The sequence below is a fragment of the Pseudomonas sp. TSO6 genome (assembly GCF_056098905.1).
Window position 1 is genome coordinate 132239 of sequence record NZ_JBLZWV010000042.1, and the last position, 11759, is coordinate 143997.

The window sequence follows — 11759 nt, forward strand, 5'->3', positions numbered from 1 at the left end:
TGCCGTGTAGCGGCATCGGTTTAAACACTGTGTTTATTCGCCCCAAACAGTAACTCGGTGTTACTTGGGCAATGGAGCGTTCATTTTCGCCTCTTCGGCAACTCCTGCAGAGGCAACGGGAGCCCCGCCAACCCTCTGCTACACTGTCAAGGCTGAATGGAGGATCCTGCCATGTCCGAAAGAGAGCTCACCACCCTCCTGTCGCTGATGAACCAGCGCCAGGCCTGCCTGAACAGTGCCTGCAAGGAGATTGCCGACTGGATCGACCGGCAGGGCGATGTGCCCGCCGCCGGCAAGATCCGCGCCAGCCTGAAGGCACTGGAGGCCGATGAGGCCCAGGTTCGAAAGACCCTTACGTCGCTGACGCTCGACAGGCCGCTGCCGCGCTTTCGTAGCTGAAAGGCGCCGCTGAAAAAGAAAAGGGCCGCTAAGCGCGGCCCTTTGGTCTGTCAGTGCTTCATATGCATGTGGTCATGCCCACCGCCAGCCTCGGCGTTGAGCGGGCGCACTTCTGCCTGCACATCCAGTGTTTCCTTGGCCCCTTTTGCGTCTTCGATGGTAAGGGTCAGCGGCACTTTATCGCCTTCCTTCACCTGATCGTTCAGGCCCATCAGCATCACATGCAGGCCATTGGGGTCCAGGGTCACGGCCTTGCCGGCCGGCAACTCTACAGCCTTCACCTCACGCATGCCCATCACGTCGCCGTTCATGGTCATCTCGTGCACCTGCACGGTCTTGGCCACGGGCGAAGCCACGCTCACCAGCTTGCTGTCGCTGCTGGCGGTCAGGGTCATGAAGGCACCGGTGGACTGCTGGTGCGGCACGCTGGCACGGACCCAGGCATCGCTCACGGTAGTCTGGGCCAGGGCCGGCAGGGCCAGACCCATCAGTGCCAGGGCAGCCAGGCCGCGTTTGATCGGTTGCATCGACATTCAGCAGATCTCCATCAGGGTGACCAGGTCTTCGGCGCATTCCTTGGCATTCAGGGAATGGCCCAGGCTCAGGCGCAGGGTGCCACGCGTATCGTAGACGTAGCTGGTGGACGAGTGAGAAATGGTATAGGTGTCACCGGCCGGGACCTTCTCGTAGAACACTTTGAACTCCTTGGCCACTTCCGCGATTTCTTCGGGGGTGCCAGTGAGTGCAGTGAACGACGGGTCGAAGGCCTTGACGTAGGCATCGAGCACTTCGGGGGTGTCGCGCTCCGGGTCCAGGGTGATGAACACCACCTGGAACAGGTCGCGGTCACGACCGCGCAGCAGTTTGCGGATTTGTGCCGCGCGCGCCAGGGTGGTCGGGCAAACCGCCGGGCACTGGGTGAACCCGAAGAAGATCATCGGCATGCTGCCGTAGAAGCTCGACAGGGTGCGCACATTGCCTTGCGGGTCCTTGAGGCGGAACTTGCGCCCAAGGATCTCGTTGCTCATGTTCTTGCCGTACTTGAACTCGAGCCCGCGGGCCGGGCTGCAGCCTGCCAGCAGGCCAAGCCCGAGAACGCCCATCCCGGCGACAACCGCGCGCCGGGTAAATAGATCATTCATGAAACCATCCTTTACAGGGAAGGTGCCGGCCCTCGGGACGGGCCGGCTGAAAAACCGGGGCATTCTTGCATGACACCCAAAGCGGTTCTACCCGACGAACGCGGGTATGGCCTGCAGCCCTTTGAATACGGGCTGCGGCCTGTTGTCGCAGGGGTTGAAACCGTAACAGTTTGTTGCTAAGAGAGCCGCCCTTACACAAGCCATGCAGGTGCGTCAGCCTTAGTAGTAGGCGTTCTCTTTCTGGGTGTGGTCAGTCACGTCACGCACGCCCTTCAGCTCCGGAATACGCTCGAGCAAGGTGCGCTCGATGCCTTCCTTCAGGGTAACATCGGCCTGGCCGCAGCCTTGGCAACCACCACCGAACTGCAGCACCGCGATGCCGTCGTCGACCACGTCCACCAGGCTGACCTGGCCACCGTGGCTGGCCAGCCCGGGGTTGATCTCGGTCTGCAGGTAGTAGTTGATACGCTCGTTGATCGGGCTGTCTTCGTTGACCATCGGCACCTTGGCGTTCGGCGCCTTGATGGTCAACTGGCCTCCCATGCGGTCGGTGGCGTAGTCGACCAGCGCGTCTTCCAGGAACGGTACGCTGACTGCGTCCAGGTAAGCGGTGAAGCTCTTCAGACCCACGGCGGTGTCGTCAGGCTTCTCTTCGCCCGGCTTGCAATAGGCAATGCACGTCTCTGCGTACTGAGTGCCCGGCTGGGTGATGAAAATTCGAATGCCGATGCCAGGCGTGTTCTGCTTGGAAAGCAGATCGGCCAGGTAGTCATGGGCGGCGTCGGTAATGGTTATATCGCTCATGTAGGTTCCTCACAGACTTGCCGCCAAGTGTACGCCAACCGGCTCCTCGAACAAAGTCCTAGCATTTGACTCGGGAAAGCGCATATTCCGCGGCCTGCCCCCGTGGCGCCGCCAGCCAGGCCTGCATGCGCCGGTACAGGCCGCGCTCCAGCCACTGGTAGCTGAACCACGACATTAGTCCAATGGACGGTACGCACAGGGCGAACACCAGGTAGGGGTTCAAATGCAGCCGCTCGCTGGCGAACCAGCCGGCATACAGCACCAGCACATGAACCAGGTACACCGAATACGAACAGTCGCCCAAGGCCTTGAGCAGCCGGTTGCCCTGGAAGGCCGGTTCCAGGGCGATGAAGGCCAGCACGATCATCGCGCTCGGCACGCCCCAGTGCAGCAAGCGCTGGGACGCATCCAGGTGATAGATGGCCAGGCCCGCCACCCCCAGCACCACCAGCGGCAGCCAACGCCCCTGGCGGATCAGGCCACGGCGGTACAACACACCCAGGCCGATGCCGAGCAGGAACTCGTAGATGATGTCGTTGTTGTAGAAGCGGCTGAGCACACCCAGCCGGCCCAGCACCTCACTGACCAGTAACAGTGCGACGGTAACCAGCAGCAGGTGATGCCGTTGGCGTACCAGAAAGGCCAAACCGAACAGCAGGTAGAAGAACATCTCGAAGTTCAGCGTCCAGCCCACGTTCAGGGTCGGGTACAGGCCATAGCCACCGGGGTTTTCCGCCGGGATGAACAGCATCGACAGGAGCATGTGATGCCACGCGAATTCCTGATGTGGCATCCATTGGCTGAAGGCCAGCAGCAAAGCGGCCATCAACGCGGTGTAAAACCAGTAGGCAGGGACGATACGCAACACCCGATTCAGCAGGAACTGGCGCGGTTCGATGGTTTTGTCGCGGGTCGACAGGTAGATGACCAGCCCGCTGATGACGAAGAAGATGTCGACACCCACGGCGCCACGGTCGGTGAGCAGTTGGCCCACAGGACCGGTGGCGTGGAAATCGAAGAAGATCTGCATGAAATGGTGGCACACCACCACCCAGGCGGCGAACGCCCGCAGTGCCTGAAGCGAATACAGCATGAAATACCCTGCGCTTGCCGGTGAATTGAGCCCTTCGGGAGCGCTTTGCGCTCCATCGCCGGCAAGCCAGCTCCCACAGGGACCGCGCTCACCGGCAATCGGGCTGCATAGCAGCCCCCGGACCACCCACCATTTCCGACCGCAGGGTACTCGGAAAGGTCAGCCTACCCGATCAGAGGTTCTCATAGCGGTTCATGTCCAGCACACCCGCCTCCACCGGCGTGGTCTCCTTGATGAAGCTGTTCAGGTCATGGAAGTAGCGCCAGAAGTCAGGGTGACTGCGGCGCACACCCCAACGCATGACAATGCGCTCGAACCTGGCTGCATCGTCTTTCGCATACTCCATGTCCTCGACGAATTCCGCCACATCGTTGGTTGGCACATTGAAGATGAAGTTGGGATAGCTGCTGAGCACGCCCGGGTACAGCGTCAGGGTATCCAGCCCCGGCTGGTAGCGGTACGCCTCGCCCAGCAGGAACGCCACGTTGCTGTGCGCGCGGTTGCGCAGCAGGCTGTACACCTGGCGCTGGCCGCCCTGCCCTTCGATGCGCAGCATGGTCGCCTCGGGCAACTGGTTGATCACCTTCAGCCCGGCAGCCGGGCGCGACACCAGGCGGCTGAGCGACTGCTCGGCATTGCGGAACTCTTCGCTCATCTGCGGCCGTGAGCAGAACGCGCCCTGGCAGCGGTTGATCGGGTCGGGCGCAGCATTCAGGCTGCCGGTGCGCTGCAGCAGCTTCAGGCCAAAGTCGCGCTTGGGGTCGCGTGGGTCGAGCTTGATGCCGCTCGGGGTGTCGCTGTCGATGTCTTCATAATCCATCCACATCTTCACCTTGCCGCTGTTCTGGTACCAGTCGCTGAGAATCGCCTGGCGATGGTCAGCCGGCATCAGGCGCAGGAAGTTGACCTCGGCGCCATTGCGGATCAGGTCGAAGTACAGGCGCGTCTGCAACTGGTGCGAAACGTTGCCGAACACGTCGAAGTTTACCGCCAGCTGGTAATAGGTGCGTTCCAGCAACGGGTAGTCGAACAGCCACACGGTCTGCGGCACATCACCGATCAGGCCCTTGCTGACCGAAGCGCTGTCGAAGTGGCGGAAGATACTCAGCAGCGCGTTGTCGTTACCGGCCCACAAGGTCGACCAGCCCGGCGCCGGCATGTCGGCATAGGCGTCGCGGCGCAGCTTTTCATACGCGTTGCGCTTGTCGCGGTAGGCGTGCCACAGGCTCAGCACACTGCCCACGTCATCGATCTGCCCGGGCATGGCCAGCAGCGGCGTGGCCTCGCCACGGTACTTGGCGTCGGTGATGTAGCGGTCGAAGGCCGGTTCCTGGAACAATGCCCAGAAGTTGTCGCGGATCACGTCGGTAGCGATCTGCCCGCGGCACACCGGGCCACGGATGAACGTGCGCACGAAGTACTCGGCGTTATCCAGCATGAACTGGTAGCGCGCCACTGCCGGGATGGCCTCGAAGGTTTCGAACGGGTTGGCCCGGTGACGCGGGCCGTAGCCTGGCAGCGCGGCGGCATGCCAGTCGCCGGCGTAGAACAGCTGCTTCACCCGCTTAAGCTTCTGCGGCCCCATCGGGTAGGTGATGTGCGTCTTGTGCACGATCACGCCCTGCACCGGGATCAGGCGGTAATAGAAGTCGGTGCCAGGTGGGTCGTTGGGGCGACGCGTGGCAATGATGTCGGCCGGCTGGCCGCTGGGCGTTCGTGAACGCACCCACTGGAAGAAGTGTCCCTGCTCGCCGCCAACGAAGTAGATGTGCGCCAGGAACAGATGCTCGTAAAGCCAGCGGCCGACCAGCGCCTCGGTGGAACCCGGGCGGTTGAGCAGCTCTTCCCAGTCGGCGATCTGCCTGGCTTCGGTATCACTGGGCTTGATCGGCTGGTACTCCACCGGCGCCCCGGCCGCCAGCCAGCGGCGCATGGTGTCGTATTCCTTGTCGGTCAGCCCGGTCACCGCCAGCGGCATGCCCTCCTTGGGGTGCGCACCGGCATAGGCGTCGAACTCATGGGGCAACGGGCACATGTTGTTGCGGCTCAGGCCCAGGACGATGTCCTCGGGCAGCTTGGCGTTGGGCGTGAGCGGGGTCTTGTGCCCCAGCTCCAGCATGCGCGCCATCAGCGCGGCCTGGCTGCCCTGGTTGTCGAGCACCGAGTAGAAGCCTTTCTTGCGCCATTGCTCTTCGCTGTGGGCGTCGTAGAACAGCCGCGTGGTGGGCACCGCCTTGCTGCGGTCGCCCTCGTAGACCGGGACCTTGCTGGCCCCGCGTACCGCACCTTCCGGGCTTTCCAGCTTCAGCTGGCAGGCGGCGTCGTTGCAGGCATGGCAGGCCACGCATTTCTCGGTGAAGATCGGCTGAATGTCCCGGGTGTAGGAAATAGCCGGGCTCGACTGGGGGGCTTGCCCGAACACCGCGCCGCTGATGAGCAGGGCGAAGGCGCCGGCAAGGATACGATGCACCATGTGCGAAAAGTCCTGATTCTAAAAAGCTATCACGATTGTTGCCTGGTCGTGCCGGGTGCTGTTAACCGTGCCATCAACATGAGCGGTTTTCATGCAAATGGGCGATGCGCCTAAGAACCGCGCAACTTTGATATGATTCCGCACCTTCTGATATTTGCCCGACCAGGTAGTTCCTATGTCCGACCGCAGCGCTCGTCTCCAAGCACTCCAGAACGCCCTCAAAGAGCGCATCCTGATCCTCGACGGCGGCATGGGTACTATGATCCAAAGCTACCGTCTCGAGGAACACGACTATCGTGGCACGCGCTTCGCCGATTGGCCAAGCGATGTGAAAGGTAACAACGATCTGTTGCTGCTCAGCCGCCCGGACGTGATTGCTGCCATCGAGAAAGCCTACCTCGATGCCGGGGCGGATATCCTTGAAACCAACACCTTCAACGCCACGCAGATTTCCCAGGCCGACTACGGCATGGAATCGCTGGTCTATGAGCTGAACGTGGAAGGCGCGCGCATTGCCCGCCAGGTAGCTGATGCCAAGACCCTGGAGACGCCCGACAAGCCGCGCTTCGTCGCAGGCGTGCTCGGCCCTACCAGCCGCACCTGCTCGATTTCCCCGGACGTCAACGACCCTGGCTACCGCAACGTCACGTTCGATGAGCTGGTAGAGAACTACATCGAGGCCACTCGTGGCCTGATCGAGGGCGGCGCCGACCTGATCCTGATCGAAACCATCTTCGACACCCTCAACGCCAAGGCGGCCATTTTTGCCGTGCAGCAGGTGTTTGAAGAGGACGCTGTCGAACTGCCGATCATGATCTCCGGCACCATCACCGACGCCTCCGGCCGTACCTTGTCGGGCCAGACCACCGAAGCGTTCTGGAACTCGGTGCGCCACGCCAAGCCGATTTCCGTGGGCCTGAACTGCGCCCTTGGCGCCAAGGACCTGCGCCCGTACCTGGAAGAGCTGTCGACCAAGGCCGACACCCACGTTTCCGCCCACCCCAACGCCGGCCTGCCGAACGCCTTCGGTGAGTACGACGAGACCCCGGCCGAAATGGCGGCGGTGGTCGAGGAATTCGCTGCCAGCGGTTTCCTCAACATCATCGGTGGTTGCTGCGGTACCACCCCGGGCCATATCCAGGCCATTGCCGAAGCGGTGGCCAAATACAAGCCACGCGAGATCCCGGAGATTGCCAAGGCCTGTCGCCTGTCGGGCCTGGAACCGTTCACCATCGACCGCCAGTCGCTGTTCGTCAACGTGGGTGAGCGCACCAACATCACCGGTTCCGCCAAGTTCGCCCGGCTGATTCGTGAAGAGAACTACACCGAAGCCCTGGAAGTCGCCCTGCAGCAGGTCGAGGCCGGCGCCCAGGTGATCGACATCAACATGGACGAAGGGATGCTCGATTCCCAGGCGGCCATGGTCCGTTTCCTCAACATGATCGCTGGCGAGCCGGACATTTCCCGCGTGCCGATCATGATCGACTCCTCCAAATGGGAAGTGATCGAAGCCGGCCTGAAGTGCATTCAGGGCAAAGGCATCGTCAACTCCATCTCCATGAAGGAAGGCGTCGAGCAGTTCAAGCACCACGCCCGCCTGTGCAAGCGCTACGGCGCCGCCGTGGTGGTAATGGCCTTCGACGAGGTCGGCCAGGCCGACACCGCCGCGCGCAAGAAGGAAATCTGCAAACGCAGCTACGACATTCTGGTCAACGAAGTGGGCTTCCCGCCGGAAGACATCATCTTCGACCCGAACATCTTCGCCGTCGCCACCGGCATCGAAGAGCACAACAACTACGCCGTCGACTTCATCGAAGCCTGTGCCTATATCCGCGACCACCTGCCCCATGCGCTGACCTCAGGCGGTGTGTCCAATGTGTCGTTCTCGTTCCGTGGCAACAACCCGGTGCGCGAGGCGATCCACTCGGTGTTCCTGTTCCACGCCATCCGCAACGGCCTGACCATGGGTATCGTCAACGCCGGCCAGCTGGAGATCTACGACGAGATCCCGGCCCAGCTGCGTGAGAAGGTCGAGGACGTGGTGCTCAACCGCACCCCGGAAGGGACCGATGCCCTGCTGGCCATTGCCGACGACTATAAAGGCGGCGGCGCCACCAAGGAAGTCGAAAACGAAGCCTGGCGTTCGCTGCCGGTCGGCAAGCGCCTGGAGCACGCACTGGTCAAAGGCATCACCGCATATATCGTCGAGGACACCGAGGAGTGCCGCCAGCAATGCGCACGCCCCATCGAGGTCATTGAAGGCCCGCTGATGAGCGGCATGAACGTGGTTGGCGACCTGTTCGGTGCAGGCAAGATGTTCCTGCCCCAGGTGGTCAAGTCGGCCCGTGTGATGAAGCAGGCAGTGGCGCACCTTATTCCGTTCATCGAAGCCGAAAAAGGCGACAAGCCAGAGGCCAAGGGCAAGATCCTGATGGCCACGGTAAAAGGTGACGTGCACGACATCGGCAAGAACATCGTCGGCGTGGTACTGGGCTGCAACGGTTACGACATCGTCGACCTCGGTGTCATGGTGCCTGCCGAGAAAATCCTGCAAACCGCCCGCGACGAGAAGTGCGACATCATCGGGTTGTCTGGCCTGATCACCCCGTCGCTGGACGAGATGGTCCACGTTGCCCGCGAAATGCAGCGCCAGGGCTTCGAACTGCCCCTGATGATCGGCGGCGCCACCACCTCCAAGGCGCACACCGCAGTCAAGATCGAACCGAAGTACAGCAACGACGCCGTCATCTACGTCACCGACGCCTCGCGTGCGGTCGGCGTGGCCACCCAGTTGCTGTCCAAGGAGCTCAAGCCGGGCTTCGTCGAGAAGACCCGCCTGGAGTACGTGGATGTGCGCGAGCGCACCGCCAACCGCAGTGCCCGCACCGAGCGCCTGAGCTACGCCCAGGCCATCGCCGCCAAGCCGCAGTACGACTGGGCCGGCTACCAGCCAGCGGTGCCCTCCTTCACCGGCGTCAAGGTGCTGGAAGACATCGACCTGCGCACCCTGGCCGAATACATCGACTGGACCCCGTTCTTCATCTCCTGGGACCTGGCTGGCAAGTTCCCGCGCATCCTCACCGACGAAGTGGTTGGCGAAGCTGCCACCTCGCTGTACAAGGACGCCCGCGAGATGCTCGACAAGCTGATCGACGAGAAGCTGATCAGCGCCCGCGCGGTGTTCGGCTTCTGGCCGGCCAACCAGGTGGCCGATGACGACATCGAGGTGTACGGCGAAGATGGCCAGGCGTTGGCCACCCTGCACCACCTGCGCCAGCAGACCATCAAGCCGGACGGCAAGCCCAACTGGTCGCTGGCCGACTTTGTCGCGCCAAAAGCCAGCGGCGTCACCGACTATGTGGGCGGGTTCATCACCACCGCCGGCATCGGTGCCGAAGAAGTGGCCAAGACTTACCAGGACAAAGGCGACGACTACAGCTCGATCATGGTCAAGGCCCTGGCCGACCGCCTGGCCGAAGCCTGCGCCGAGTGGCTGCACGAGCAGGTGCGTAAAGAGCACTGGGGCTATGCCCGCGACGAGCACCTGGACAACGAAGCGCTGATCAAGGAGCAGTACAGCGGCATTCGCCCGGCCCCGGGCTACCCGGCCTGCCCCGACCACACCGAAAAGGAAACCCTGTTCCGCCTGCTCGACGGCACCGCCATTGGCGAAACCGGGCCGAGCGGCGTGTTCCTTACCGAGCACTTTGCGATGTTCCCGGCCGCGGCGGTCAGCGGCTGGTACTTTGCCCACCCGCAGGCGCAGTACTTTGCCGTGGGCAAGGTCGACAAGGACCAGATCGAGCGTTACAGCGCACGTAAAGGCCAGGATGTGAGCGTGAGCGAGCGCTGGCTGGCGCCGAACCTCGGGTACGACAACTAAGACTATTGGGGCCGCTTTGCGGCCCATCGCGACCCAAGGCCGCTCCTACAGGGGACCGCATTCCCTTGCAGGAGCGGCCTTGGGTCGCGATGGGCTGCACAGCAGCCCCAATGGGCACCTACACTGTCCCTGATTGCCTCTGATTCTTCAGGAGCCACCATGGACGATTCCAGCCAGGGCAAACCCCCAACCTTCTGGCAGATGCTGCACAGCATCCTCGCCGCCGCCTTCGGCGTGCAAAGCGGCAAGAACCGCACGCGCGACTTCACCCACGGCAAAGCCAGCCATTTCATTGCACTGGGCACGCTCTTCACCCTGATATTCATCATGGTGCTGATCGGCCTGGTGCAACTGGCCCTGCACCTTACCCGCTAGCCTGTACCGGCCTCATCGCCGGCAAGCCAGCTCCCACAGGTTTTCTGCAGCCTCTGGGCCTGCGCTGTACCTGTGGGAGCTGGCTTGCCGGCGATGAGGCCGGTACAGGCAACACAAAAACGCCCGCAGGACATCCCCCGCAGGCGCTGTTGCTAGTCACGGTCTAAAAGAAAGTCTACTGGTGGCTGACCCAATACACGGCAGTGACCACCACCAGGACGATCAGGCAGAGGATCGCCCAGGCATCGACGCTGCTGTCAGCTTTGCGGACCTTGGTTGAGTTTCCCATTGCATTGCCTCTTGTAGTGGTTATGGGAATGCACTTCACAACCAGCAGTTAAGACGAGCAATGCCCTTCCCTCAAGCAGGGTCTTTCAATAGTCGACCGGTGACGTCAGAAACGGGTACTGGTAGCTGGCCGGCCGCCCTTCGGCGCTGTAATGCAAAAATTCTACGCCATAGTCGGGCCGCTCCAGCAGTTTCAGCCAGCGCCTGGCCTTGGCCTGGTCGATTGCCTGCATTACCGGGGCACTGTGCACGCGCTGGCCATCGCGGTTCAGCGCCACACCCTGGGCATCGTCGTGCAACATCACCATGGCCCAACCGCCAAGGGTGAAATGCCCGCCCATCAGCGCGCTCAAGCGCCCGTCGATACGGGCACGCAAGGCCTCGGGCGAACTGTTGACGGCGCCGAACAGCACGTCACGCCCCGGTGTATGCCCGGCCTCCTCGAACGCCTGCATGGCGCCAAAGGCCATCTCGTCATTGGCTGACCACACCAGGCGGGTGGCCGGGTATCGCTCCAGCAATTGCTGCGCCTGCTCGTAGGCGCGCTCGCGGCTCCAGCCGCCGTATACCACCTGGCGCAGGCGGACCTGAGGGAAGTCGGCCAGGGCGCGGCGCATGCCCTCCTCGCGCAACTGCGAGGCCGGTGTGGTCTTGAGCCCGGCAAAGGCCACCAGGTCCACCGGCCCTGCGTCGCGAGGCAGTTGCGCAACCATCAGGTGCAACATCTGAAAGCCCGCCTGCTCGTCGTTGCTCATCAGGGTACCGAGTGGCTCAGGATATTTGTCGGGCTGGGCCTGGATGCTGCGGGCCTGGCTGGCGGTCAGGCCATTATTGACCAGCAGCAGCTTGACCCCGGTGCCACGCGACAACCGCAGGATTTCCGGTGCCACATACTGCTCGTTGACCAGCACCAGGTAATCCGGCCGCTGCGCCCCACTCAGGATCGCCCTGGCCTGGGTCAGCGCCAGGTCGGCGCGGCGCTCGCTGTACTCCACGCGCAGGGACATGCCCAGTTCGTCCGCAGCGGCCTGCATGAAGCGGGTGTAGCTGGTCCAGAATGTCTCGGTGGACAGCCCCGGATTGAGAAACACCACCGAGGCCGGCTGCGCATTTGCCGCCAGTGGCAGGGCAAGACACAAGCTTTGGCACAGGGCCTTGAGCATGGGGTCACATCTCTGCGAAGCAAACGCCGGATTATAACCGTCTGGCTACCGCCAGCGCACAAATGGCAGTCAGTCTCACATAGTCCATTTGGTTCTTTTCATATGCAAAAACATCACTTTAGCGCATAACCGCAACCTG

At 62.4% G+C, this 11759-nt stretch carries 9 protein-coding genes; 3 read left to right on the top strand and 6 right to left on the bottom strand.

Going from position 1 to position 11759, the window contains the following annotated elements; genetic code table 11:
- The first annotated feature begins 171 nt into the window (after positions 1–171).
- The gene (locus ACN6NG_RS19240) at positions 172–399 is read left to right on the top strand and encodes a hypothetical protein (RefSeq protein ID WP_016500485.1); all 228 of its coding nucleotides are present in this window, start codon (positions 172–174) and stop codon (positions 397–399) included.
- Positions 400–449: 50 nt separating this feature from the next.
- Here the strand turns inward: ACN6NG_RS19240 and ACN6NG_RS19245 are convergent, their stop codons facing one another.
- The 5 genes from ACN6NG_RS19245 to ACN6NG_RS19265 form a co-directional block, all read right to left on the bottom strand.
- On the bottom strand, positions 450–932 hold the full coding sequence (locus tag ACN6NG_RS19245) for a copper chaperone PCu(A)C (RefSeq protein ID WP_043202000.1): 483 nt from the start codon (positions 930–932) through the stop codon (positions 450–452).
- Positions 933–1541 (bottom strand): SCO family protein, encoded by a 609-nt coding sequence (locus ACN6NG_RS19250; protein WP_016500487.1) that lies wholly within the window; start codon positions 1539–1541, stop codon positions 933–935.
- A gap of 219 nt (positions 1542–1760) precedes the next feature.
- Complete coding sequence (gene nfuA, locus ACN6NG_RS19255; protein ID WP_016500488.1) at positions 1761–2345, bottom strand: Fe-S biogenesis protein NfuA; 585 nt, start codon at positions 2343–2345, stop codon at positions 1761–1763.
- A 58-nt stretch (positions 2346–2403) separates the two neighbouring features.
- On the bottom strand, positions 2404–3438 hold the full coding sequence (locus ACN6NG_RS19260) for an acyltransferase family protein (RefSeq protein ID WP_063427097.1): 1035 nt from the start codon (positions 3436–3438) through the stop codon (positions 2404–2406).
- Between the two features lie 172 nt (positions 3439–3610).
- On the bottom strand, positions 3611–5911 hold the full coding sequence (locus ACN6NG_RS19265; protein WP_353455040.1) for a fatty acid cis/trans isomerase: 2301 nt from the start codon (positions 5909–5911) through the stop codon (positions 3611–3613).
- A 175-nt stretch (positions 5912–6086) separates the two neighbouring features.
- Between ACN6NG_RS19265 and metH the strand changes: the two genes are divergently transcribed.
- Together metH and ACN6NG_RS19275 are read left to right on the top strand one after the other, a co-directional pair.
- Positions 6087–9794 carry a methionine synthase gene (metH, locus tag ACN6NG_RS19270; RefSeq protein WP_474315549.1) on the top strand — a complete coding sequence of 1236 codons (3708 nt, stop codon included), beginning with the start codon at positions 6087–6089 and terminating at the stop codon, positions 9792–9794.
- 159 nt (positions 9795–9953) lie between these two features.
- The gene (locus ACN6NG_RS19275; protein ID WP_016485950.1) at positions 9954–10169 is read left to right on the top strand and encodes a DUF2970 domain-containing protein; all 216 of its coding nucleotides are present in this window, start codon (positions 9954–9956) and stop codon (positions 10167–10169) included.
- A gap of 374 nt (positions 10170–10543) precedes the next feature.
- Here ACN6NG_RS19275 and ACN6NG_RS19280 read toward each other — a convergent pair whose 3' ends face one another.
- Positions 10544–11620 carry an ABC transporter substrate-binding protein gene (locus ACN6NG_RS19280; RefSeq protein ID WP_474315551.1) on the bottom strand — a complete coding sequence of 359 codons (1077 nt, stop codon included), beginning with the start codon at positions 11618–11620 and terminating at the stop codon, positions 10544–10546.
- Between the last annotated feature and the right edge of the window lie 139 nt (positions 11621–11759).

Bases quoted from the DNA above. Each gene is read 5' to 3' on its own strand.
- ACN6NG_RS19240 (WP_016500485.1), top strand. From the start codon at position 172: ATGTCCGAAAGAGAGCTCACCACCCTCCTGTCGCTGATGAACCAGCGC.
- ACN6NG_RS19245 (WP_043202000.1), bottom strand. From the start codon at position 932: ATGTCGATGCAACCGATCAAACGCGGCCTGGCTGCCCTGGCACTGATG.
- ACN6NG_RS19250 (WP_016500487.1), bottom strand. From the start codon at position 1,541: ATGAATGATCTATTTACCCGGCGCGCGGTTGTCGCCGGGATGGGCGTT.
- nfuA (WP_016500488.1), bottom strand. From the start codon at position 2,345: ATGAGCGATATAACCATTACCGACGCCGCCCATGACTACCTGGCCGAT.
- ACN6NG_RS19260 (WP_063427097.1), bottom strand. From the start codon at position 3,438: ATGCTGTATTCGCTTCAGGCACTGCGGGCGTTCGCCGCCTGGGTGGTG.
- ACN6NG_RS19265 (WP_353455040.1), bottom strand. From the start codon at position 5,911: ATGGTGCATCGTATCCTTGCCGGCGCCTTCGCCCTGCTCATCAGCGGC.
- metH (WP_474315549.1), top strand. From the start codon at position 6,087: ATGTCCGACCGCAGCGCTCGTCTCCAAGCACTCCAGAACGCCCTCAAA.
- ACN6NG_RS19275 (WP_016485950.1), top strand. From the start codon at position 9,954: ATGGACGATTCCAGCCAGGGCAAACCCCCAACCTTCTGGCAGATGCTG.
- ACN6NG_RS19280 (WP_474315551.1), bottom strand. From the start codon at position 11,620: ATGCTCAAGGCCCTGTGCCAAAGCTTGTGTCTTGCCCTGCCACTGGCG.